Source organism: Streptomyces sp. NPDC043854, assembly GCF_056436005.1.
Window position 1 is genome coordinate 330985 of record NZ_JBWKDK010000001.1, and the last position, 22507, is coordinate 353491.

A 22507-nucleotide genomic window follows, 5' to 3' on the forward strand; every position below is an offset into this window, starting at 1 on the left:
CGCCCCCGCAGAGGGCGCACGATGGCGTCCATGACCGGACAGCCCCTGTACGTCCCCCTCGCCGAACTGCGCGCCTCGTTCGACGTGCTGCTGCGCCACCTCGAACAGACCGCCGCGGCCGACGGCGCCGTGCCCCTGGAGCACGAGCACTTCTGGTCGGTCCCGCCCGACCGCCGCTTCGACGTCACCGAGGAGCCGGACGAGCTGACGATCGGGCAGCTGTCGGAGTCCTGGCAGCACCTGCGGAACCTGCTCGCGGACCCGGACCGCGCCGTCGGCCACCACCTGGTGTGGCTCGCGGACGTGCTGCACGCGATCGCCCGGGAGCACCCCGCCTGACGACCCGGTCCCGGACCGGGGACACCGGGTGCGCGGACGACGACGGCGTCGTGGCCCTGCCCGGCGGCAGCCGGCCGGCCTTGACCCGCCCGCCCCGCCCGACCACCCCGCCGTCCAAGGCCCGCCCCGCCGCACCAGGACGGTCCCGCCGACGGAGGCGGGATCCGGCCACGGGGCGGGCCGGGGGCCTGGCGGCGGGTGGTGGGGGCGGGATTCACTGCGGGGCCATGACACGACACCGGATCACCGGCCTGCTCGGCGCGCTCGCGCTCGCCGCAGCCGCCCTGGCCGCCGCGGGCCCCGCGCAGGCCTCCGGGCCCGCGCACGCCGCCGGGCCCCCGCCCGCTCCGGCGGCCGCCGCCACCGCGGACGAGCCGCCCGCCGAGTTCGGCACCGACTGGCACGACCCGCTCACCGCGGCCCCGCCGATCGAGCGCCCCGCGACCCGGTCCTGCGAACTGACCCTCGCCGAGGCCCAGTTCCGCGACTTCACCCCGTACACCGGCACCTACACCCCGCCCGCCGGCTGCGGCACCGGCCCCTGGGCCAAGGTGGTCCTCCGCCTCGACGGCAAGGTCAAGGGCCGCCAGTACGACCGCCTCGGCCACCTCTCCCTCGGCGGTGTCGAGATCCTGCGCACCTCCACCCCCGAGCCCTCACCCGACGGCATCACCTGGTCCGTCGAGAAGGACGTCACCCGCTACCGCGACACCCTCAGCCGGCCCCAGCCCGTCGAGATGCTGATCGGCAACGTCGTCAACGACACCTACACCGGCGTCATCGACGTCAAGGCCACCCTCACCTTCCACGCCGCCGAGCGGCACACCGCGGCCCCCGACACCCCCGACCGGGTCCTCCCGCTCACCAGTCCCGCCGTCACCACCCCGCGCAACACCGAGCGGATCCTCGCCGAGGTGTACGCGACCGGCTCCGGCGGCGGCTGCGAGGAGTACTGGTACATGACCACCCCCGACGCCGCCCCGTACTCCTGCAAGGCCTCCGGCGGCCCCTACCGCGAGGTCCGCATCTCCGTCGACGGACGGCTCGCCGGCATCGCCGCGCCCTTCCCGCACGTGTGGACCGGCGGCTGGTCCAACCCCTTCCTCTGGTACGTGGTTCCCGCACCGCGCGCCTTCGACGTCCGGCCGGTCGTCTACGACCTGACCCCCTTCGCCGCGCTCCTCAACGACGGCCGCGAGCACCGGATCGAGGTGTCCGTCGCCGGCGTCCCGGCCGGGCAGACCGGCTGGAGCACCCCGGCGAACCTGCTGCTGTGGCAGGACGAGGGCCGGGCCGTCGTCACCGGCTCCCTGACCCGGCACGAGGAGGGCGAACCGGCCAACTCCAGCCCCTGGACGCCCGGTACGGCCGGCACCCCGCACCGCCTCGACACCGAGGGCGGGCACCGCCTGACCGTCTCCGGACGGCTCGACACCTCCCACGGCCGGCTCACCACCACCGTCACCCGCACCGTCCGCAACACCTCCGTGCACCGCTGGACGGACGGCGAGAACCAGGACGCCCTGACGGGCACCTGGACCGACGAGGAGAGCGTCACCCGCGGACACGCCACCACCCGCACCGCACGCACGTACACCATGGACGGCGAGACCACCCTCGGCGCCGGGGACCGGCTGCGCACCGTCATCACGCTCGGCGACCGGGCCGAGACCACGACCCTGCGCGGCGGCCGGACCGTGGACCGCACCCGCCTCGACGACACGTACACGGGCGACGCGAGCTACACGGCGAACGTGCCGCGCGAGCAGCGGCACGCCGTCGGCACCAGCACCGAGCGCTACCGGCTGTACGGGGCCGGAGCGCCGCGCGGATGTTACGACCGCACCGTCACCACCGTGCAGGGCCTGCTGACGGAGGACCGGCGACGCTGTTGACGGCGGCGCCGCCTACGATGTCCCGCCATGGACAGAAGTGAGGCCGGCAGACAGCTGGTCGACGGCCGATTCGAACTGGTGGCGCCGCTCGGCGCCGGTGGCATGGGCACGGTGTGGCGCGCCCGCGACATCGCCCTGCACCGCGATGTCGCCCTGAAGGAGGTGCGCCCGCCGGACCCGGCGACGGCCGCGGCCACGCCCGGCCTCACCGTCCAGTTGCGGGAGCGCGCGGTGCGCGAGGCCCGGGCCCTGGCCCGCCTCGCGCACCCGAACGTGGTGACCATCCACCACATCGTCGAGCCCCCGGCCGGCACGGACGGGCACCCGTGGATCGTGATGGAGCTGGTCAAGGGCGGCTCCCTGCACGACCGGCTGGAGTCGGGGCCGATGCCGGTAGCCGACGTGATCGGGATCGGCCTCGACGTACTGTCCGCGCTGCGCGCCGCGCACGCCGAAGGGGTGCTGCACCGCGACGTGAAGCCGGCCAACGTGCTGCTGCGGGCCGACGGCTCGGCCGTGCTCACCGACTTCGGCATCGCGGCCCTGCACGGCTCGACCGCCCTCACCTCCACCGGCGTGCTCATCGGCTCGCCCGAGTACATCGCGCCCGAGCGGGCGCGCGGCGAGGAGGGGCTCCCGGCCTCCGACCTGTGGTCGCTCGGCATGCTGCTGTACGTGGCGGCGGAGGGCACGCACCCGATGCGCCGCGCCACCAGCCTGGCCACCGTCGTCGCCGTGCTGGAGGACCCGATCCCGGCCCCGGTGCGCTCCGGCCCGCTGGGGCCCGTCCTGGAGCAGCTGCTCGTACGCGACCTGGCGGTGCGGCCCGACGCGGCCCGGCTGGAACAGCTGCTCCGGGACGCGAGCGCTGCTCTCGGCGGGGCTTCGGCGGCCCCGCGGACGCCCCCGGCGGGCCTCGGCCGGTACGGCCCGCCGAGCACCCAGCTCTCCGCGCCACAGCCCGCCGCGGCGCCGCCCGGGACCGTCCCGCCGGCGGTGGCGGTACCCCCGGCGATGGCCGTTCCCCCGCCCGGCGGGACGGCCCCCGCCGGGCCGTACGCGCCGCCGCCGTTCACTCCCGGCGGCGGATCCCCGTACGGGGCCACCGCGCCCGTGCCCGCGTCGCACACCCCGCGGCGCCGCCCGGCCCTGATCGGCGGCCTCCTCGCGGTGGCCCTGGTCGGCGGCGCGATCGCCCTCGTCAACGGATTCCCGGGCGGCAATGCCGGGGACGGCGCCAAGAACGGCAGCGGCTCCGGCGGCTCCAGTGCCTCCGCGCCCGCCACCCCGGCCGCGACCGGCGGCGCCAAGTCGGCCGCGCCCAGCGCCAAGGGCGGCCCCGCCGCCCCCAAGGGGAGCCTGCTCACCCCCGCCAACGTCCGCACCGCGATCGAGGCGTTCAAGCAGAAGACGGGCACCACCACCTTCGTGGAGATGACCGTCTACGAGGAGTACGCCATCGCGTCGATCCCGACCAGCCCCGGCGCCAAGACCTACGACCGCTGGGACTACCGCGACGGCGAGGCCAAGCGCAGCGGCCCCGGCGGCACCATCAAGCCGAACGAGCCGCCGATCGACATGGACGGCGTCAACTGGGACGCACTGCCCGGCCTGCTCGACACGGCCAAGCAGGAGCTCGGCGTCGCCAACCCGACCTCGCGCTACGTCATCATCGACCCCTGGCTCCTCGACCAGACCCCCTCCATGCGGCCCTACCTCACCGACGAGTACGGGCAGGGCGGGTACGTTTACGCCGATACCCAGGGCAAGGTGAAGAAGGTCTACCGCCTCTGAGATCGTGTACCCGTACGCACGTCGCATACGCGTGCGTACGGTCCGACACGGTTCGAGGAGCACGACCCCCATGCCCACCTGGCGCACGACCCTCACGGCGGCCGGCATACGCGACCCCCGGCTGCGCGACGACTACACCCGCGCCGCCCGCCGGGTCCTGCGCCGGGAACCGGCCCCGTACCTGACGCTGCGCCTGCTCGCCGCACCCGCACTGGTGCCGTGGATGACGGCCGGGGTCGGCTTCATGAACCTGGTCGACGACGTGGCCGAGACCGGCACCCCGCAACAGCGCCACGACGGCCTGGCCGTGCTGGCCGGGCGCGTCGACACGGCACTGCGGACCGGCGACAGCCCCGACCCGCTGCTGCGCGCCTACGCGCACGCGGTGGCCTCGCGCGGGCTGCCCGCGCACTGGATCACCCGGTTCCTGGACGGCGCGGCCACCGCCGAGGCAGGCTTCGACGGCTTCGGCACCGAGGAGGACTTCCAGGCCTACCTCGACGCCTACGCCTGGCCGGGCCTGATGGCCTTCACCGGCCTCCAGTACCCGGGCGGCCCCGACGTCGAGCAGGCGGCCGGCTGGCGGCGGTTCGTGGACGCCGCCCAGCGCGTCGACTTCCTCGCCGACCTCGCCGGCGACCTCGCCGACGGCCGGCTCTGCCTGCCGCGCGCCCTCCTCGCCGAGCACTCCGTGACCCGGGCCGACCTCGAACAGGCCCGGGACACCCCGGCCGTACGCGCCCTCCTCGACGCGGCCACGCAGCGCGCCCGGACCGCCCTGGAGGCCGTCGACGGCATCCTCGACGTGGTGGAGCCGGGGCTGCGCCCGGTGGTCGCCACGATGACCGAGCTGATGGGACACCAGCTGGCGGCCGTGGAGCGGGCCGGCGCGGCCGCCCTCCGCCGCGACGTCGGCTACGGCCTGGTGGCACCCCTGCGCACCCTGGCCCGCGCCCGCGCGTCCCGGGCGGCCGCCGCCCGGTCCGGCCCGGTCAGTACGGGCCGTTGACGTTGTCGATGGAGCCGTAGCGGGCGGCCGCGTAGTTGCAGGCGGCGGTGATGTTCGCGACGGGGTCGTACGAATCCGTCGAGGTGCCGGGCACGTGGTAGGCCCGGAAAGTGGGGTCGATGACCTGGAGCAGGCCCTTGGAGGGAATGCCGGCCGCGGCGTTGGAGTCCCAGTTGTTGATGGCCTTCGGATTGCCCGAGGACTCGCGCATCACATTGCGGTGGATTCCGTTGTAGGTGCCGGGGATTCCGTGCTTGGCCATGATGGCCAGGGACTCCCGGATCCACCCGTCGAGGTTGTTCGGGTAGGCGGTGGCCGGCTTGGCCGCGGCCTTCGCCTTGGCCGCCGCGGCCTTCGCCGCGGTGCCGAGGCTCAGCTTGGTGCCGGGGCGGATGACCGACGGGTTGCCGCCGATGACGCTGCGGTTGGCCTCGTACAGGGCCTTCCAGCCGCCGGTCACCGAGTGCTGGGCGGCGATCTTCGAGAGGGTGTCGCCGGCGGCCACGGAGTAGGTCGGGGCCGCGGCCGTCTTGGCCGCGGGAGCCTTGGCGGGCGCCGCTGCGGCAGGAGCCGCCGCAGGCAGCGACACGGTGGTCGCGGCGGGGGATACGGCCGGCCGGACGACGGCCGCACCGGCAGTCGTCGCGCTGATCAGCGGGAGGACCAGGGCAGCGCCGCCGCTGCCCGCGAAGGCCAGCTTGCGGGTGATCGGACGACGCTTGGGGCGGCGGTGCTTGCCGTGTCCGGGCATGGCGGAATTCCTCACGTGCGGGTGCGGGGGGAGCCCTGGCGGCGGCCGGATTCGGCAGCTGCCCGCCGGGAACGACGTGACCGTAAGCGAGTCCGCGGGAACGGAACAAGGCTCGAAATCACCCCGGTGATCGAATGGCTCGCACGTGCCCGGGAAATGACCTTGGAGACCGCTTCGGGAAATGCCGGAATTCCTTTCCAGGAAAGGGGACCGGAACTTCCGGACAAATGATGTTGAGGCTGTTCGCGTGACCCAAATCACGGGTTCCGGGCGTCGAGAGCAAAACGGGCAAGTCATCCATCAATGCGCCCGATTCGGGCATCCGGGCTGTTCTTTCCCAACCACCCACGGCGGGCGCTTTCCGGCGCGCCCGCCATGGGTCGGGGCATTCCGCGAGGCGCCTCAGACCCGCGCCGACCGCTCCCCGCGCTCCAGCTGATCCAGCCGATCCAGCTGATCCAGCCGTTCCAGCGCCTCCGCCACCGCCCCCGCGCTCGCCGGCAGCAGCGGCAGCCGCACGTCCGGGCTCGGGATCCGCCCCTGGGCGTGGAGCACCCCCTTGACGACCGCCGGATTGGGCTCGCCGAAGGCCGCCGCGGACAGCGCGGCCAGCGCGTGGCCCAGCGCCCGGGCCCGGGCCGCGTCACCGGCCCGCCAGGCCGCCGCCAGCTCCGCGAACCGCGCCGTCGCCAGGTGCGCCGAGGCCAGGATCCCGCCCGTCGCGCCCAGCGCCAGCATCGGCGACAGGTACACGTCGTCGCCCGCCAGCACCGCGAAGCCGTCCGGCAGGTCGCCGAGCAGCGCGACCGCGTCCTGGCCGATGCCGCCGGCCGCGTACTTCACCCCGGCCACCCCCGGCAGCTCCCCGAGCCGCCGCAGTGCGGCCGCGTCCAGCGGCTGCCCGGTGCGGTACGGGATGTGGTAGACGACCAGCGGTACGGGGCTGACCTCCGCCAGCCGCGCGAAGTGCGCCACCACCCCCTCCGCCCCGGGCCGTACGAACGGCGGCACGGTCACCAGTGCCGCCCGTACCTCGGGCCGGTCCGCGAGCCGGCCGAGCGCGGCCTCGGCGGCCCGGGTGCCGCTCGCCCCGGCGCCCACGGTCAGCACCGCCCCCCGCTCCCGGCAGACCCGGGCGCAGACGTCGGTGACCTGCTCGCGCTCGGCCTCGTCCAGGGCGGCGGTCTCGGCGGTGGTCCCGAGGGCGACGATGCCGGTGGCGCCCTCGTCGAGCACCTGGTGGGCGAGTGCCTCCAGCGCCCCGGCGGCGACGTCCCCGGCGCGTGTGAAGGGGGTGATCAGCGGTACGTGAATCCCGTGAAGGGCGGTGTCCTGTGCCATGCCGACGATCCTCGGACGCCCCGATCGCCGAATCCAGTTCGCGTTTCTTACCCGAACCGTAAGCTGGGCCGATGCTCGACGTACGACGCCTGCGCCTGCTGCGCGAACTCGCCCGCCGCGGCACGATCGCCGCCGTGGCGGAGGCACTTGCCTTCAGCCCTTCGGCCGTGTCCCAGCAACTCGCCGTCCTCGAACGCGAGGCCGGCCTCCCGCTGCTGGAACGCACCGGCCGCAGCGTGCGCCTCACCCCCGCCGGCCAGAACCTGGTCCGGCATGCCGAGGCCGTGCTGGAACGGCTGGAGGAGGCAGCGGCCGACCTCGCCGAGGCCCGCAGCGGCCTGGCCGGCGCCCTGCGCATCGGCGCCTTCCCCACCGCCACCCGGGCCATCGTCCCGGCGGCCCTGGTCGCCCTCGCCCGGCGCCATCCGGGGCTGGAGCCGATGGTGTCGGAGACCGACCCGGCGGCCGTGGCGCACGCCCTGCGCGCCGGCGACCTGGACGTGGCCCTGGTGCACGAGTACGACTTCGTCCCCGCGCCGCCGGAGCCCGGCCTCGCCACCGCACCCCTCTACCGCGAGACGATGTACCTGGCCGCATCCGCATCCGCAGCCGCACCCGCATCCGCAGTCACACCCGCCGCGGGACCCGCACCCGATCGCGGACCCGCCCCCGCACCCGTCCCCGGATCCGCCCCCGGACCCGGATCCGGGGACGGGCCGGCCTCCGACCAGGGCGCCGTCCTGCGGGCCCACGCCGGCGCCCCCTGGATCACCGCGACCCCCGGCACCCTCTGCCACGCCATGACCGTACGGGCCTGCCAGGCCGCCGGGTTCACCCCGCGGGTGCGCCACCAGGTCGACGAGTTCGCCACCGTGCTCGCCCTCGTCGCGGCGGGCCAGGGCGTCGCCGTCGTACCGCAGCTCGGCATCCCCGGGCACACCGTCCCGGCCGTGGCCCTCACCCGGCTGCTCATGGAGCGCCGTACGCTGGTGGCCTTCCGCAGCGGTGCCGCCGCCCACCCTGCCGTGGCCGCCTTCGGGGTGGCACTTCGCGCCGCGGTACCGCCGGAACTGGCCACCACGGAAACGCGGGCGTGACACAACTCCCGTACCCCGCCCCGCCCGTGTACGTTCGTTGATCCAGACAGATCCGAACAGAGCGGGGTATGACGTGACGCATCGCGTACGCGGGGTCATCGCGCGGAGCAAGGGCGCACCGGTGGAGACGACGACGATCCTCGTGCCGGACCCCGGGCCCGGAGAGGCGCTGGTCCGTGTCCAGGCCTGCGGGGTCTGCCACACCGATCTGCACTACCGCGAGGGCGGGATCAACGACGAGTTCCCCTTCCTCCTCGGCCACGAGGCCGCCGGCACCGTGGAGGCGGTGGGCCCCGACGTCACCTCCGTCGCCCCCGGCGACTTCGTGGTCCTCAACTGGCGTGCGGTGTGCGGCACCTGCCGGGCCTGCAAGCGGGGCCGCCCCTGGTACTGCTTCGCCACGCACAACGCCACCCAGCCGATGACCCTGGAGGACGGCACCCGGCTGTCCCCGGCGCTCGGCATCGGCGCGTTCGCCGAGAAGACCCTGGTCGCCGCGGGCCAGTGCACCAAGGTCGACCCGGCCGCCTCGCCGGCCGCGGCCGGCCTCCTCGGCTGCGGGGTCATGGCCGGCCTCGGCGCGGCCCTGAACACCGGCGGCGTCGGGCGGGGCGACTCGGTCGCCGTCATCGGCTGCGGGGGAGTGGGCAACGCGGCCGTGGCGGGGGCCCGGCTGGCCGGCGCCGCCCGCATCATCGCCGTCGACCTCGACGACCGGAAGCTGGAGTGGGCCCGCGGACTCGGCGCCACCCACACCGTCAACGGCCGCACCGAGGACGTGGTCAAGGCGATCCAGGAACTCACCGGCGGGAACGGCGCGGACGTCGTCATCGAGGCGGTCGGCCGCCCCGAGACCTACCGGCAGGCCTTCTACGCCCGGGACCTGGCCGGCACCGTGGTCCTGGTCGGCGTCCCCACGCCGGAGATGAAGCTCGAACTCCCGCTGCTGGACGTCTTCGGCCGCGGCGGCGCCCTGAAGTCCTCCTGGTACGGGGACTGCCTGCCCGAGCGGGACTTCCCGCTGCTGATCGACCTCTACCTCCAGGGCCGCCTCGACCTGGACGCCTTCGTCTCCGAGACCATCCCCCTCGACGGAATCGAGGACGCCTTCGCCCGGATGGAACGCGGCGAGGTCCTCCGCTCGGTCGTCGTCCTCTGAACCCCCGTTCCGCCCTCGACCCGGCCAGTGCCGATCTTGAAAGACCTGACACCTGACACCTGACACCTGTCATCTGCCAGGTGTCAGGCGAAGTGCGAGGAATCCCCTCCCTGTCGGGAGGGGAGGCTTCAACGTCCCCCTCGCCGCACTCGCCGCGACGGCGGGAACACGGAGCGCTCGCTATTGTGCGAGACATGACCGAACATCAGGAACAGCCCGCGCAGCTGGAGCCCATGCCCACCGACTGGCAGCGCGCCCTCGCGGTGGTCGCCCACCCCGACGACCTGGAGTACGGCGGCGCCGCTGCCATCGCCGACTGGACGGACGGCGGACGCGAGGTGACATACCTCCTCGCCACGCGCGGCGAGGCCGGCATCGACACCATCCCGCCGGAGGAGTGCGCACCGCTGCGCGAGGCCGAGCAGCGGGCCAGCGCGGCCGTCGTCGGGGTCTCCACCGTGGAATTCCTCGACCACCCCGACGGCGTCCTCGAGTACGGCCTCGACCTGCGCCGGGACATCGCGGCCGCCATCCGGCGGCACCGGCCCGAACTGCTCATCACCCTCAACCACCGCGACAGCTGGGGCGGACAGTACGGCGGGTTCTGGAACACCCCCGACCACAAGGCCGTCGGCCGGGCCACGCTCGACGCGGCCGCCGACGCCGGCAACCGGTGGATCTTCCCCGAGCTGCTGACCGAGCAGGGCCTCGAACCGTGGAACGGGGTGCGCTGGATCGCCGTCGCGGGCTCCCCGACGCCGACGCACGCGGCGGACGCCACCGCCGGACTCGAGCGCTCGATCCAGTCGCTGATGGAGCACAAGACGTACATAGAGGTCCTCACCGACCAGGATCCGCACGAGTACTGCCGCACCTTCCTGACCGGGTTCGCCGAACGGGCCGCGGCCCGCTTCGGGGGCCGCCCGGCCGTGACGTTCGAACTCTTCTCACGCTGATCCACCCTCCCGGCCCCCCAGCCCCGTCACACCGTTCCCAAGACGGCAAGCGACCGCTTAGTATGCGCGCGGAGCGTGGTTCCCGACGGCGGCTGGAGGCCCCGGATGCAGGCATGGCGAGTTCACACCACCGGCGAGCCCCGCGAGGCCATGCGCCTCGAAGAGGTTCCCGAACCCGTGCCCGGCGAGGGAGAGGTGCGGCTGCGCGTCCTCGCCGCGAACGTCAACTTCCCCGACGCACTCCTCGTACGCGGCCAGTACCAGATCCGCCCGCCCCTGCCCTTCACCCCCGGTCTCGAGGTCTGCGGCGAGACCGAGGACGGCCGCCGGGTCATCGCCAACCCCAGCCTGCCCCACGGCGGTTTCGCCGAGTACGTCACCGCCCCCGCCCACGGCCTGCTGCCGGCCCCCCACAGCCTCGACGACGCCGAGGCCGCCGCCCTGCACATCGGCTACCAGACCGGCTGGTTCGGCCTGCACCGCCGCGCCCGCCTCCGGGCGGGCGAGACCCTGCTCGTGCACGCCGCCGCAGGCGGGGTCGGCAGCGCCGCCGTCCAGCTCGGCAAGGCAGCCGGAGCCACCGTCATCGGCGTCGTCGGCGGCAAGGCCAAGGCCCGCACCGCCGAGGAACTCGGCTGCGACCTCGTCATCGACCGCACCGCCGAGGACATCGCCACCCGGGTGAAGGAGTTCACCGGCGGCCGCGGCGCCGACGTCGTCTACGACTCCGTCGGCGGCAGCGCCTATGCCGCCTCCGCCAAGTGCGTGGCCTTCGAGGGCCGGATCGTCGTCGTCGGCTTCGCCGGCGGCACCGTCCCCACCCCCGCCCTGAACCACGCCCTGGTCAAGAACTACTCCATCCTCGGGCTCCACTGGGGGCTGTACGCCGCCAAGGACCCGGCCGCGGTCCTCGCCTGCCACACCGAACTCACCCGGCTCGCCGCCGAGGGCGCCGTCACACCGCTGATCAGCGAACGGGTCCCGCTCACCGCAGCCGCCGACGCCGTGCAGCGCGTCGCCGACGGCACCACCACCGGCCGGCTGGTCGTCGTACCGGGCCCGGACGGAGGTGCCCGACGGTGACCACCGCCGAGGAACTGGCCGGGCGGGTCCGGGAACTGCTCGCCGCGCACCCGCCCGCCACCACCGACCGCACCGCCTTCCTGCGGGCCCGCTTCGACGCCGGCCTCGCCTGGGTCCACTACCCCGAAGGACTCGGCGGGCTCGGCGCGCCCCGCTCCCTCCAGGCCGCCGTGGACACCGCGCTGGAGGCCGCCGGAGCCCCCGGCAACGACCCGCGCCGCATCGGCATCGGCCTCGGCATGGCCGCCCCGACGATCCTGGCGTACGGCACCGAGGAGCAGAAGCAGCGCTTCCTGCGCCCGCTGTGGGTCGGCGAGGAGGTCTGGTGCCAGCTCTTCAGCGAGCCCGGCGCCGGCTCCGACCTCGCCGCCCTCGGCACCCGGGCCGTCCTCGACGAGGCCGCGGGGGAGTGGGTGGTGGACGGCCAGAAGGTGTGGACCTCCAGCGCCCACACCGCCCGCTGGGCCATCCTGATCGCCCGCACCGACCCGGCCCTGCCCAAGCACCGGGGCACCACCTACTTCCTGTGCGACATGCACGCCCCCGGCGTCGAGGTCCGGCCGCTGCGCCAGCTCACCGGCGAGGCCGAGTTCAACGAGGTGTTCCTCACCGGCGTCCGCATCCCCGACGCCCACCGGCTCGGCGCCGTCGGCCAGGGCTGGGAGGTCGCCCGCACTACCCTGATGAACGAGCGGGTCTCCATCGGCGGCATGCGCATCCCCCGCGAAGGCGGCATGATCGCACCCGTCACCGCCGCCTGGCGCGAACGGCCCGGCCTGCGCACCCACGCCCTGCACCAGCGCCTGCTCCGGCTGTGGGTCGAGGCCGAGGTCGCCCGGCTGACCGGCGAGCGGCTGCGCCAGCAGTTGGCGGCCGGGCAGCCCGGCCCCGAGGGCTCCGGCATGAAGTACACCTTCGCCCGGCTCAACCAGGAGATCAGCGGCCTGGAAGTGGAACTCCTCGGCGAGGACGGCCTGGTGTACGAGGACTGGACGATGCGCCGGCCCGAGACCGTCGACTTCACCGGCCGCGACGCCGGCTACCGCTACCTGCGCGCCAAGGGCAACAGCATCGAGGGCGGCACCAGCGAGATCCTCCTGAACATCATCGCCGAACGCGTCCTCGGACTGCCCGCCGAGCCGCGCGACGACAAGGACATCCCCTGGAAGGACCTCTCCCGATGACGACCTTCCCCGCGGCCGAGCTCGACCTGCTCTACTCCGACACCGAGGAAGCCCTCCGCGCCGCCGTACGGGCCCTGCTCGCCGACCGCTGCACCCCCGCCGCCCTGCTCGCCCGCATCGAGACCGGCCGGCCCCACGACCCCGCCCTGTGGCACACCCTGGCCGCGGAGATCGGCACGGCCGGGCTGCTCGTCCCCGAGAAGCTCGGCGGCCAGGGCGCCGGCCACCGCGAGGCCGCCGTCGTCCTGGAGGAACTCGGCCGCGCCGCGGCCCCGGCCCCGTACCTGACCAGCGCGGTGCTCGCGACCGAGATCCTGCTGGGCTGCGACCCGGCCGCATCGCAGCCGCTGCTGCGCGAACTGGCCGCCGGCCGGCGGGTCTGCGTACCGGCGCTGCCGCTGACCCTGGCCCCGGGGGCGCCGCTGCCGGCCCCCGTACGGGACGCCGGGGGCGGGATCCTGACCGGGCGGGCCACGACGGTGGCGGACGCGGCCGCCGCCGACGTGCTGCTGGTCCTCGCGGATACCGGGCTGTACGCGGTCGAGGCGGCCGCCGTCTCGCTCGCGCCGCAGGTCCCGCTGGACCTGACCCGGCCGCCGGCCCACGTCACCCTGGACCGGGCGCCCGGCACGCTGCTCGCCGACCCGGGGACGGCCCGCGCGGCCGTGGCCGGGGCCTTGCTGTCGGGGGCGGGGCTGCTCGCCTCGGAGCAGGTCGGGATCGCCGAGTGGTGCCTGACGCAGACCGTGGCCCACCTCAAGGCCCGCCACCAGTTCAACCGTCCCCTCGGCTCCTTCCAGGCGCTCAAGCACCGCCTCGCCCGGCTCTGGCTGGACGTCGCCTCGGCGCGCGCGGCGGCCCGGGCGGCCGCCGACGCCCTCGCCACCGCCTCCCCGGACGCGCCGCTCACGGTGGCCGTGGCCCAGGCCCACTGCTCCGGCGTCGCGGTGCGGGCCGCCGAGGAGTGCGTCCAGCTGCACGGCGGCATCGGGATGACGTGGGAGCACCCGGCCCACCTCTACCTCAAGCGGGCCAAGGCCGACTCGCTGGCCCTCGGCACGGCCGGACACCACCACGGCCTGGTCGCGGACTTCACGGAACTCCCCGCCCCGTAGCCGGGAGGATCCGCCCCGGCGGGGCCCTCCCGGCGATCATTATGCTCGGCCCGTGACCGCGCTCATCACCCGTATCACCGCAGACCAGTTGCCCCTCCACCGCGACGAACTCGCCGACCTGCTCCTCGCGGTGGTCGGGGGCGGCGCCCCGATCGGCTTCCTCGCCGACCTCGACCACACGGGCGCCGCCGCCTGGTGGGAGGGGCTCCGGCCCGCCCTCGACGACGGCTCCCCCGCCCTGTGGGTCTCCCGGCTCGCCGCCGGCGCCCGCATCGACGGCACCGTCAGCTGGCAGCGGGAGGCCAAGCCCAACGGCCGGCACCGCGCCGAGCTGCGCAAGCTCATGGTCCACCCGGAGGCCCGCGGCCGCGGCACGGCCCGCGCCCTGCTCGCCGAGGCCGAGCGGGCCGCCGCCCGCGCCGGGGTGCTGCTCCTCTTCCTCGACACCGAGACCGGCAGCGGCGCCGAGCGCGTCTACCGGGCCGCCGGCTGGACCGAGGCCGGCACCATCCCCGACTACGCCGCCGACACGGCGGGCCGCCTCCGTCCCACGACCCTCTACTACAAGCGCCCCGGGCAGCCCAGGTGACCTCCACCGCCGAGCCGCGTTAGACCCCGTAGCGCGAGCCACCGAGCGAGGGAGAGAATTATGCATGCCGCATCCGCCTGCGCACGACCGACCCGCCGCGCAGTCCTGCGTACGGCCTTCACCGCGGCGGTGCTGGCCGGCACCGCCGCAATCCTGGCGCCCGTCCTGCGCGCCCGCCGGCCCCGGCAGACCCTCACCCCGGCGCCTCTGGCCGAGGAGACGGAGACGTACCGCGGCCGGCACATCGCCGTGACCGGGTCCGGGGTCCGCATCGACGGCCGGCCCCTGCACGTGATGCGCCGCGCCGACGGCAGCTACCTCAGCGGGATCAACCACTTCCAGTCCTTCGCGACCCCGCTGGAGCTCGCCCGCGCGGCCGTCGACGAACTCGGCACCACGCAGCTGGCACTCGGCGCCCCGCACCACGGCTGACGCACGGATCGGGAGGGGAATTCGCGATGTACACCCGGCAGAACCAGCGGAATCTGACCAGTGCCCAGAAGAGGAGGTTCACGGCGGCCGTCCTGGAGCTCAAGCGCACCGGCGCGTACGACGCGCTGGTGCGCACGCACGACAAGTACTTCGTGCCCGACCGGGAAACCAAGCTGCGGGTGGGGCACATGTCCCCCTCGTTCTTCCCCTGGCACCGGCGCTACCTGCTCGAGTTCGAGCAGCTGCTCCGGGGCGTCGACCCGGGCGTGAGCATCCCGTACTGGGACTGGACCACCGACAACAGCCCGGCCTCCTCGCTGTGGGCCGAGGACTTCCTCGGCGGCACCGGCCGGGAGGGCGACCGCCAGGTGATGACCGGCCCGTTCGCCCACCGGCAGGGCAACTGGGAAGTCACGGTCGGCTTCTCGGAGGCCCGCTTCCTCACCCGCAACCTGGGCCGACCGCAGAACCCCATCACCCTGCCCACCCGGGCCGAGCTCCAGTGGGCGCTCGACGACCCGGTGTACGACACCTCGCCCTGGAACTCCACCGCGGCCGACGGCGGGTTCCGCAACAAGCTGGAGGGCTGGGTCGCCCCGAAGAGCGAGCGCTGGCGCAACCACAACAAGGTCCACCAGTGGATCGGCGGCCACATGACCGGCGGCACGGCCCCCAACGACCCGGCCTTCTGGCTGCACCACGCCTTCATCGACCTGCTCTGGGACCGCTGGCAGCAGCAGCACCCGGGCTCCGGCTACCTGCCCGCCGCCCCCCTGGAGCCCGGCGACCTGCAGCGCGGCCGGGTGATCTCCCTGGACGAGCCGATGCCGCCGTGGAACGTCACCCCTCGCGAGATGCTCGGCCACCAGGGCCTGTACCGCTACGAGTGATCCACGGCCGGCACACGGAAGGGCCACCGCCGCGCGGCGGGGGCCCTCATGGCGTCGGCAGGGCCGGTAAGGCGATCAGCCGCCGTAGCCGTCGGTGTCGTACGCCTCACCCGGCGCGCAGGTGTTGCCGAACGCGGGGTTCAGCAGGGCGATCACGTTCACGGTGTTTCCGCACAGGTTGACCGGAACGTGCAGCGGAAGCTGGGCGACGTTGCCCGACAGGACACCGGGCGAGCCGGTCGCCGCAGCGTGCGCTCCGGCATCGGCGACGGCCAGACCCGCACCGGCGGCCAGGGCGCTACCGGCGGCAGCGGTGACGGCGATTGCCCTCGCGATACGCGACATCAAGAATCTCCTCCTGAGATGGGCGCCGCAAGGATCTGCGGCATTCGACATGGCATACAACGCGGCAGGAGCCCGGGAGTCACGGTTGCCGGGCCTTCGCGGTGATCCCGGACCGTACGGACGCGAACCGCGGTGTGCTCCGGCCGCCGGCGCCGGCCCGGAGCACCGCGGCCGCCTTGCCCGGGCAGCCCGGCTCCGAGGAGAGCGGCGCGGTGGCGGACGTGTGGTGTCACCCGTGGGGCGCCTGTGCGAAACGTGCGCGGCGTTTGACGGCACACTGGAGTACCGCGCCGGACGTGCCGGACGCAACGGTTCCACGGAGGACGCGATGAGCACAGCGGGCATCGGCGGCCGGCCCATGGCCAGGACCCGGCACGGCGTGGTCGAGGGCCGGACCGGATCCGGCGGGATCGCCGTCTTCCGCGGCATCCCGTACGCCGCCCCGCCCGTCGGGCCCCTGCGGTTCGCCGCCCCCGGGCCCCCGGCCGCCTGGGAGGGCGTCCGCGACGCCGGGGCGTACGGGCCCACCGCCCCCAAGGTGCCCTACCCGCCGAAGTTCGCCGCCCTGCTGGCCGACCCGGACATCCCCGGGGACGACTGCCTCAACCTCAACGTGTGGACCCCGGACCCGGACCCCGCGGCGCGGCTGCCGGTCATGGTGTGGCTCCACGGCGGGGGGCTCACCCGCGGCTCCTCTGCCGTCCCCGTCTACGACGGCTCCGCCTTCGCCCGCGACGGGGTGGTCCTGGTCTCGGCCAACTACCGGCTGGGCGTCCTCGGGTACGGGTTGTTCCCCGACGCCCCCGCCAACCGGGGCCTGCTCGACCAGATCGCCGCCCTGACCTGGGTGCAGGAGAACATCGAGGCCTTCGGCGGGGACCCCGGCCGCGTCACCGTGTTCGGCGAGTCCGCGGGTGCGATCAGCGTCGGAGCCCTGCTCGCCGCCCCGCGGGCCGCCGGGCTGTTCGCGCAGGCCGCCCTGCAGAGCGGGGCTCCCGAGGTGCTGCCCCGCGACCGGGTGCGCGCCATGGTCCGGCGGATGGCCTCCCTGCTGAAGGTGCCCGCGACCGCCGAGGCCTTCGCCGCGGTCCCGCTGCCGGACCTCCTCGCCACCCAGGGCGCCGCCTCGCGCCGCTCGAGCCCGCTGGCCGCCGGACCCGCCTTCGGGCTGGTCACCGATCCGGGCACACTGCCCGGCGACCCCCTGCGGGAGGCCGCCGCCCGGGCCGCGGACCTGCCGCTGCTGCTCGGCTGGACCAGCGAGGAGTACCGGCTCTGGCTCGCCCCCACGGGCGCCATGCGGCTGCTGGACCGGCTCGGCCCGCTCGCCGTGGCGCTGGCCCGGGCCCGCAGCGGCAAGGACCGCGCCGCGGTGGAGGCGCTGCGGGCCGCGCTGCCCGGGGCGAGCCCGGCCGAGATCGCGGGCCAGTTGCTCACGGACCGGCTGCTGCGCGACCCGCTGCGCCGCCTCGCCGGCACGCGCGCCGCGGACCCGGAGGCGGCGCCGAGGTTCCTGTACGAGTTCGCCTGGCCGTCCGGCATCCCGGGGCTGGGCGCCTGCCACGCCCTGGAGCTGGGCTTCGTCTTCGACACCCTCTCCGTGCCGGAGGGGGAGCGGCTGGCCGGGCCGGGCGCCCCGCAGGAGCTGGCCGACCGGATGCACGCGGCCTGGGTGCGCTTCGCCGTGTCCGGCAGCCCCGGCTGGGCGGCCTGGGACGGCGGCGGCCCGCCGATGGTGTTCGGCGGGCCGCGGCGTACTCGGACGGAGGAGTCGGTGCCTGCCGTTACTCCACCGGGCCTTCGATGACCTTGCTGATGAACTGGATCGGGCCCTCGCCCATGCTGGGCACGTAGGTCTTGGCGTTGTGCTGGCCGTTCGGGATGACCCTCATGCTGGTGTGGACGGGGCCCTTGCCGTAGGTCGCGATCCACTTCTGCACGTCGGGCAGGGTCTTCTTGTTGTTCTCGTTGTCGCCGACCTGGAAGGCGAGGTAGACCTCCGGGCCCTTCTTGTCGATCAGGGCCTTCGCCAGCGTCCCCGGGTCGTTCTCGGCCTTCTCCTTCTCGTGGCCCTTCCACAGCGGGGAGTCCGGCACCACGTCCGGGCCGGAGCAGATGGCGGCCTTGAACTTGTCCGGGTGCTTGAGCACGGACTTCAGGCTCGCGAAGCCGCCGGTGGAGGAGCCCATGAAGGCCCAGCCGTCACGGGACTTGATGGTGCGGAAGTTCGCCTTCATCAAGTCCGGCACGTCCTCCGTGAGCCAGGTGCCCATCTTGGGCTGGCCGGGGATGTCGGAGCCGTCCCAGTAGATGCCCTTCTCGTCACCGGACGGGTTGAGCACCGGCATGGCCAGCAGGAACGGCTTGCTCTTGCCCTCGGCGTACCACTTGCTGATGCTGGTCTGGAGGCCCAGGTCGGTGCCCATCCAGTAGTTGTTGGGGTAGCCGGCGCCGCCCGGCAGGGCGATCAGGACCGGGAAGCCGCTCTTGGCGAACTTCGGGTCGTTGTACTCCTTGGGCGCCCACACCCAGACCTTGCCCTTGAAGCCGGACTTCTTGCCGTCCAGCACGGTGACGGCCACGTGGGTGCCGTCGTTCAAGGTCATCGAGTTCTTGAACTCGGCCTTCGGGCCGGTCGGCATCAGCGCCTTGGCGTTCGGGTTCTGCTTGACCTCGGCCCCGCCCTTGCCGTCCGCGGCGGGCTTCCCGAAGGAGACATCCTTGCCCTTGTCGGTGAACGGGGGTATCTCGAAGTGCCACATCACGCCGGCGGCTATGCCGGCGAGGGCGAGGAAGGACACGCCCGCCAGCAGCCAGCGGCGGCCGCGCCGCGGCCGCCGGACGTCCTCGGGCTCCTGCTCCCCGTGGTGCGGCTGCGGGGGCCCGTAGGGGGGCTGGTGCTGCGCCTGGGGGTCGTACGGCTGTGCGTACGAGGTGCCGTAGGGCTGCTGACGGTACTGCCTTTCCCGGTACGGCTGGTGCTGTCCGTCGGGTGAGTACGACATGTGCGGTTGCTCTCCGGCTGGTGCTGCCCCATCGGGGGGTCGGTCTCTTCGGTTCGAAGGATGAGCCTACGTGTTCCCCGGTTCCGCTTTTTTCCAGCTCTTGGTTTCCTCTGGAGACGCTCGTTGCCGAACAGCTGACGGAGCGACGGAGCTCCGCGCCCGACCGGGCCGAGCTCCCCGCGGGTCCGCACACCCCCGGAAAGTGACGCTTCCGATTCCGTTTCTGTCGGCGGACGGCAGCGGCCCCGCCCGCCGGACGGCAGCGGCCCCCGCCCCGGACCCGCCGCGGCGGATGCCGTACGGGAGTCGGGGCGGGGGCCGTGCGGGGCCGCGCGGGGAGCCGCGTGCAGGACCGTTACGCCGGAACGAGCGCCTTGCGCCGGCGCTTGCGCGGAGCGCGGGCCGAGAGCCTCAGCTCGATGATCGACCGGACGGCCGGCCACTCCTCGTCGAGGATCGAGTAGAAGGCGGTGCTGCGCACGACGCCGTCGAGCCCCCGCGAATGGGCCCGGCGCACCCCTTCCGGGGTGAACCCGAGGCGCTCCATCGCGGCGCGCGAGCGGACGTTCCGGGCGTCCGCACGCAGGGAGATCCGCCGCACACCCCAGGTCTCGAAGGCATGGCGCAGCATGAGCAGCTTCGCCTCCGTGTTGATCCCGGTGCCCTGGGCGCTCGGGGACAGCCAGGTGTTCCCGATCTCGGCGGCATCGGGGATCGCCGTCAGCGGATCACCGAAGGGGACGCCCGGCACGGCGGGCCACACCAGGGGCCCCTGCCAGTAGTCCAGCTCCAGGAACCGGGTGGAACCGACAACCAGGCCGTCCGCGGCTCTCACCACGGCGAACGGGAGCGATCGGCCCGCCGCCTGATCGGCGAGGGCACGTTCGATGTACTCGTGGGACGCCTGCACCCCGTGGGGTACGGGGGTGAAGGCGTAGGTCGTACGATCCTCGGCCCCGGCCATGGCCAAGGCCTCGGTGTGGTGGGGGGCGAGGGGCTCCAGCCGCACGGTGCGGCCGGCGAGGAGTACGGGTACGGGCACGGAGCCTTCGGTCCTTCTGGGCGGTGGGGTGGTTGTACAGCGTGCGCTCCTGACGTCACCCCCCGCGCAAAACGTGGGTGAAAGGCAACGAGATGTCAGGTGAACGCGAGTGGCTCAATGTAGCCCGATAACGGGCTCGCATGAACCCCCAAAATGGCAACGGCACGGCCATGTTTTTCGACGGCCCCCCGGACGGCCGCCCCGAAGATCGCCGAAGACCGTTTTTATCACCTCTGACCTGCGAAGATGCGCGCGCCCCGAGTCGCCGCCGGACACCCGCCCGACGCGGCCCGGCCGACGGCCGTCAACCGGACGTTGCCGGACATCCCGCCGGGTCCGCCGACAGCGGGCCGAGGGGCCCCGGCCCGCGCGGATTGGCCCGGTGAAGCGCCGGCTGATTGGACCACTCCCGTGGGCCACTCCGCTGGTGGAATGAACGGGTGACGACACGGATACTCCCCGCGCCCGGAGCGCCCCGCCGACTCGCCGCCGCCCAGCTCGCCAACTCGATCGGGGACGGCGCCTACTACGTCTGTTCGGCCCTCTACTTCACCCGCGTGGTCGGCCTCTCACCCGCCCAGATCGGCCTGGGCCTCACCCTCGCCTGGGCCGTCGGCTCGGCCGCCGGGATCCCGCTCGGCGCGCTCGCAGACCGGCGCGGCCCGCGCGGCACCTCCGTGCTGCTGGCGCTGGCCACCGCCGCCTGTGTCGCCTCCTTCCTGCTGATCCGCTCGTACGGGGCCTTCCTGGTCGCCGTCACCGGCTACGCCATCGCCCAGTGCGGGCTCGCGGCCGCCCGGCAGGCCCTGCTCGCCGGCCTCGTGCCGGCGCAGGAGCGCACCGGCGTCCTGGCCCACCTCCAGGCCGTGCTCAACGCCGGGCTGGCGCTGGGCGCGGCGCTGGGCGGCCTCGCCCTCGGCGCCGGCACGGAGCGGGCCTACCTGGCGGTGCTCGCCGTCGACGCGGTCAGCTTCCTCGTCTGCGCCGCCGTCCTGCTCCGGCTGCCCCGGGTGTCCCCCGTGCCCGGGCGGGCGGCGGGGGAGCCGCGGCTGGAGGTGCTCCGGGACCGGCCGTACGCACTGGTGACCCTGCTGAACGCGGTCCTGCTGCTGCGGATGCCGCTGCTCAGCCTGGCGATCCCGCTGTGGATCGCGGAGCGCACCACCGCCCCCGGCTGGCTGGTCTCGGCGCTGTTCGTGCTCAACACGGTGGCCGTGATGCTGTTCCAGGTGCGGATGGCGCGGCCGGTGACCGACCTGGACAGCGCACGGCGGGCGGTACGGGTGTCCGGCCTGGTCATGGCCGCCTCCTGCGCGGTGTTCGCCCTCTCGGCGCTGCCCGGGGCGGGCTGGGCGGCCGCGGCGCTGCTCGTCGCGGGCGCGGTGCTCCAGGCGGACGGGGAGATGCGGCAGTCCGCCGGGTCCTGGCAGATCGGCTTCTCGCTGGCTCCCGCCGAGCGGATCGGCCAGTACCAGGGGTTCTTCGGGACGGGCGTGCCGATCGCCCGGACCCTGGGACCCACGGTGCTGACGTCCCTGCTCCTGCTGTGGGGGATCCCCGGCTGGCTGCTGCTCGGCGCGGTGCTGCTGGCCGCCTCGTACGCCATGGGCCCGGCGGTCCGGTGGGCCGGGGCCGGCCGGCGCGGCGCCGGGCCCGCCCAGGGCGGCGTACCGGCCGGGGAGCCGGTGCGGCCGGGGGCGGGGGCGGGCCCCGTCGGCGACGCACCCGCCGCCTGAGATCATCTTCGCCATGGACATGGACGACGTACTGCGCCGCCTGGCGGCCGTGGGGCCGTTCTTCGCCGTGCCGTACGGAGCGGAGCCGCCCGGCGACGGATTCCGGCCCCTGACCGAGCTGTACGGGGATCTGCTCGGGCCGTACGTGGCCGAGGTGGGCCGGCGGATCGGCAGCGGCCCCGGCCGGGTGGCGGCGTCGACGGCGCAGTTCGGGATCGCCTCGCGGCTGTGGTCCCTCGGCCTCGGCTGCGCCGCACTCGGCGGGCGGGTGCCGGACCTGGCGCCGGACCGGGTGTGGTGGCGGCTGCCCGCCGCCGGATCGCTGGAGCTGTGGCTGCCCGCCCCCGGCGAGGGGGCCCGGCCGGCCGCGGAGCTCGGCGCGAACGTCCTCGGAAACCTGGAACTCCTCGAAGCGGGCCTGCGGGAGCGCTACGGGGTGTCGCCGAAGGTGCTGCGCGGCAACGCGGCGTCCGGGCTGGTGGGGGCGCTGCGGGTGCTGCTCGACCGGGTGCCGGGCGGCGCGGCGGTCGCCCTGGCGGCCGGCCTGCTGGCCGACGGCGGTGCGCTCGGCGGGACCGGCACCTTCATCCACGAGGAGGGCCTGGGGGTGGCCTTCGTACGGCGCAGCTGCTGCCTGTACTACAAGGTGGCCGGCGGCGGCCTGTGCGGGGACTGCGTGCTGCGGACCCGGTAGGGGCGGGGCGGGAACGGCGCAGGCCACCGGGGGCGGACGGCCGCTCCCCGA

General features: G+C 74.5%; 21 protein-coding genes. 16 read left to right on the plus strand and 5 right to left on the minus strand.

Annotated features, from left to right (window positions below):
- Positions 1–30: 30 nt before the first annotated feature.
- The 4 genes from AC068A_RS01495 to AC068A_RS01510 all read left to right on the plus strand — a co-directional run bounded on the left by AC068A_RS01495 (position 31) and on the right by AC068A_RS01510 (position 5037).
- Positions 31–339, plus strand: a complete 309-nt coding sequence (locus tag AC068A_RS01495; RefSeq protein ID WP_478579127.1) for a hypothetical protein — start codon at positions 31–33, stop codon at positions 337–339.
- 227 nt (positions 340–566) lie between these two features.
- Positions 567–2234, plus strand: a complete 1668-nt coding sequence (locus tag AC068A_RS01500) for a peptide-N4-asparagine amidase (protein WP_478579129.1) — start codon at positions 567–569, stop codon at positions 2232–2234.
- 27 nt (positions 2235–2261) lie between these two features.
- Positions 2262–4028 (plus strand): serine/threonine-protein kinase, encoded by a 1767-nt coding sequence (locus tag AC068A_RS01505; RefSeq protein ID WP_478579131.1) that lies wholly within the window; start codon positions 2262–2264, stop codon positions 4026–4028.
- A gap of 70 nt (positions 4029–4098) precedes the next feature.
- Positions 4099–5037, plus strand: a complete 939-nt coding sequence (locus AC068A_RS01510; RefSeq protein ID WP_478579134.1) for a squalene/phytoene synthase family protein — start codon at positions 4099–4101, stop codon at positions 5035–5037.
- Here the strand turns inward: AC068A_RS01510 and AC068A_RS01515 are convergent.
- Together AC068A_RS01515 and AC068A_RS01520 are read right to left on the minus strand one after the other, a co-directional pair.
- Positions 5021–5788: a transglycosylase SLT domain-containing protein gene (locus AC068A_RS01515; protein ID WP_478579137.1), complete on the minus strand. Its 768-nt coding sequence runs from the start codon at positions 5786–5788 to the stop codon at positions 5021–5023. The two genes, AC068A_RS01510 and AC068A_RS01515, sit on opposite strands and share 17 nt — an antisense overlap.
- Before the next feature lie 402 nt (positions 5789–6190).
- Positions 6191–7129, minus strand: a complete 939-nt coding sequence (locus tag AC068A_RS01520; protein WP_478579140.1) for a dihydrodipicolinate synthase family protein — start codon at positions 7127–7129, stop codon at positions 6191–6193.
- A gap of 71 nt (positions 7130–7200) precedes the next feature.
- Here AC068A_RS01520 and AC068A_RS01525 point away from each other — a divergent pair, with 71 nt between their 5' ends.
- The 9 genes from AC068A_RS01525 (at position 7201) to AC068A_RS01565 (ending at position 15634) form a co-directional block, all read left to right on the plus strand.
- Positions 7201–8226, plus strand: a complete 1026-nt coding sequence (locus AC068A_RS01525) for a LysR substrate-binding domain-containing protein (RefSeq protein ID WP_478579143.1) — start codon at positions 7201–7203, stop codon at positions 8224–8226.
- 73 nt (positions 8227–8299) lie between these two features.
- Positions 8300–9385, plus strand: coding sequence for an S-(hydroxymethyl)mycothiol dehydrogenase (locus AC068A_RS01530; protein WP_478579145.1), 1086 nt, complete (start codon positions 8300–8302; stop codon positions 9383–9385).
- 194 nt (positions 9386–9579) lie between these two features.
- A complete protein-coding gene (locus AC068A_RS01535; protein WP_478579147.1) occupies positions 9580–10341 on the plus strand; it encodes a PIG-L deacetylase family protein in 762 nt (253 codons plus the stop codon).
- 105 nt (positions 10342–10446) lie between these two features.
- The gene (locus tag AC068A_RS01540; RefSeq protein WP_478579150.1) at positions 10447–11424 is read left to right on the plus strand and encodes an NADPH:quinone oxidoreductase family protein; all 978 of its coding nucleotides are present in this window, start codon (positions 10447–10449) and stop codon (positions 11422–11424) included.
- On the plus strand, positions 11421–12608 hold the full coding sequence (locus tag AC068A_RS01545; RefSeq protein ID WP_478579153.1) for an acyl-CoA dehydrogenase family protein: 1188 nt from the start codon (positions 11421–11423) through the stop codon (positions 12606–12608). The genes AC068A_RS01540 and AC068A_RS01545 overlap by 4 nt, the downstream gene beginning before the upstream one ends.
- Complete coding sequence (locus AC068A_RS01550) at positions 12605–13723, plus strand: acyl-CoA dehydrogenase family protein (RefSeq protein WP_478579155.1); 1119 nt, start codon at positions 12605–12607, stop codon at positions 13721–13723. The genes AC068A_RS01545 and AC068A_RS01550 overlap by 4 nt, the downstream gene beginning before the upstream one ends.
- A gap of 52 nt (positions 13724–13775) precedes the next feature.
- A complete protein-coding gene (locus tag AC068A_RS01555; protein ID WP_478579157.1) occupies positions 13776–14312 on the plus strand; it encodes a GNAT family N-acetyltransferase in 537 nt (178 codons plus the stop codon).
- Between the two features lie 60 nt (positions 14313–14372).
- Positions 14373–14744, plus strand: coding sequence for a tyrosinase family oxidase copper chaperone (locus AC068A_RS01560; protein WP_478579159.1), 372 nt, complete (start codon positions 14373–14375; stop codon positions 14742–14744).
- Positions 14745–14770: 26 nt separating this feature from the next.
- Positions 14771–15634 (plus strand): tyrosinase family protein, encoded by an 864-nt coding sequence (locus AC068A_RS01565; RefSeq protein WP_478579162.1) that lies wholly within the window; start codon positions 14771–14773, stop codon positions 15632–15634.
- 75 nt (positions 15635–15709) lie between these two features.
- Here AC068A_RS01565 and AC068A_RS01570 read toward each other — a convergent pair whose 3' ends face one another.
- Positions 15710–15979 (minus strand): chaplin, encoded by a 270-nt coding sequence (locus tag AC068A_RS01570; RefSeq protein ID WP_478579163.1) that lies wholly within the window; start codon positions 15977–15979, stop codon positions 15710–15712.
- Between the two features lie 328 nt (positions 15980–16307).
- Here AC068A_RS01570 and AC068A_RS01575 point away from each other — a divergent pair, with 328 nt between their 5' ends.
- Positions 16308–17786 carry a carboxylesterase/lipase family protein gene (locus AC068A_RS01575; RefSeq protein ID WP_478579165.1) on the plus strand — a complete coding sequence of 493 codons (1479 nt, stop codon included), beginning with the start codon at positions 16308–16310 and terminating at the stop codon, positions 17784–17786.
- Here AC068A_RS01575 and AC068A_RS01580 read toward each other — a convergent pair.
- Together AC068A_RS01580 and AC068A_RS01585 are read right to left on the minus strand one after the other, a co-directional pair.
- Positions 17764–18984, minus strand: coding sequence for an alpha/beta hydrolase (locus AC068A_RS01580; protein WP_478579167.1), 1221 nt, complete (start codon positions 18982–18984; stop codon positions 17764–17766). The genes AC068A_RS01575 and AC068A_RS01580 overlap by 23 nt on opposite strands.
- Before the next feature lie 355 nt (positions 18985–19339).
- Entirely contained in the window at positions 19340–20026 is a 687-nt protein-coding gene (locus AC068A_RS01585) for a GNAT family N-acetyltransferase (RefSeq protein WP_478579169.1), read from the minus strand.
- Between the two features lie 440 nt (positions 20027–20466).
- Between AC068A_RS01585 and AC068A_RS01590 the strand changes: the two genes are divergently transcribed.
- On the plus strand, positions 20467–21762 hold the full coding sequence (locus AC068A_RS01590; protein ID WP_478579171.1) for an MFS transporter: 1296 nt from the start codon (positions 20467–20469) through the stop codon (positions 21760–21762).
- Between the two features lie 13 nt (positions 21763–21775).
- The gene (locus tag AC068A_RS01595; protein ID WP_478579173.1) at positions 21776–22456 is read left to right on the plus strand and encodes a (2Fe-2S)-binding protein; all 681 of its coding nucleotides are present in this window, start codon (positions 21776–21778) and stop codon (positions 22454–22456) included.
- The last annotated feature ends 51 nt before the right edge of the window (positions 22457–22507 follow it).

What these genes read in the sequence shown, in the direction of transcription:
- AC068A_RS01495 (WP_478579127.1), top strand. Translation starts at nt 31, where the DNA reads ATGACCGGACAGCCCCTGTACGTCCCCCTCGCCGAACTGCGCGCCTCG.
- AC068A_RS01500 (WP_478579129.1), top strand. Translation starts at nt 567, where the DNA reads ATGACACGACACCGGATCACCGGCCTGCTCGGCGCGCTCGCGCTCGCC.
- AC068A_RS01505 (WP_478579131.1), top strand. Translation starts at nt 2,262, where the DNA reads ATGGACAGAAGTGAGGCCGGCAGACAGCTGGTCGACGGCCGATTCGAA.
- AC068A_RS01510 (WP_478579134.1), top strand. Translation starts at nt 4,099, where the DNA reads ATGCCCACCTGGCGCACGACCCTCACGGCGGCCGGCATACGCGACCCC.
- AC068A_RS01515 (WP_478579137.1), bottom strand. Translation starts at nt 5,788, where the DNA reads ATGCCCGGACACGGCAAGCACCGCCGCCCCAAGCGTCGTCCGATCACC.
- AC068A_RS01520 (WP_478579140.1), bottom strand. Translation starts at nt 7,129, where the DNA reads ATGGCACAGGACACCGCCCTTCACGGGATTCACGTACCGCTGATCACC.
- AC068A_RS01525 (WP_478579143.1), top strand. Translation starts at nt 7,201, where the DNA reads ATGCTCGACGTACGACGCCTGCGCCTGCTGCGCGAACTCGCCCGCCGC.
- AC068A_RS01535 (WP_478579147.1), top strand. Translation starts at nt 9,580, where the DNA reads ATGACCGAACATCAGGAACAGCCCGCGCAGCTGGAGCCCATGCCCACC.
- AC068A_RS01540 (WP_478579150.1), top strand. Translation starts at nt 10,447, where the DNA reads ATGCAGGCATGGCGAGTTCACACCACCGGCGAGCCCCGCGAGGCCATG.
- AC068A_RS01550 (WP_478579155.1), top strand. Translation starts at nt 12,605, where the DNA reads ATGACGACCTTCCCCGCGGCCGAGCTCGACCTGCTCTACTCCGACACC.
- AC068A_RS01560 (WP_478579159.1), top strand. Translation starts at nt 14,373, where the DNA reads ATGCATGCCGCATCCGCCTGCGCACGACCGACCCGCCGCGCAGTCCTG.
- AC068A_RS01565 (WP_478579162.1), top strand. Translation starts at nt 14,771, where the DNA reads ATGTACACCCGGCAGAACCAGCGGAATCTGACCAGTGCCCAGAAGAGG.
- AC068A_RS01570 (WP_478579163.1), bottom strand. Translation starts at nt 15,979, where the DNA reads ATGTCGCGTATCGCGAGGGCAATCGCCGTCACCGCTGCCGCCGGTAGC.
- AC068A_RS01575 (WP_478579165.1), top strand. Translation starts at nt 16,308, where the DNA reads ATGAGCACAGCGGGCATCGGCGGCCGGCCCATGGCCAGGACCCGGCAC.
- AC068A_RS01580 (WP_478579167.1), bottom strand. Translation starts at nt 18,984, where the DNA reads ATGTCGTACTCACCCGACGGACAGCACCAGCCGTACCGGGAAAGGCAG.
- AC068A_RS01595 (WP_478579173.1), top strand. Translation starts at nt 21,776, where the DNA reads ATGGACATGGACGACGTACTGCGCCGCCTGGCGGCCGTGGGGCCGTTC.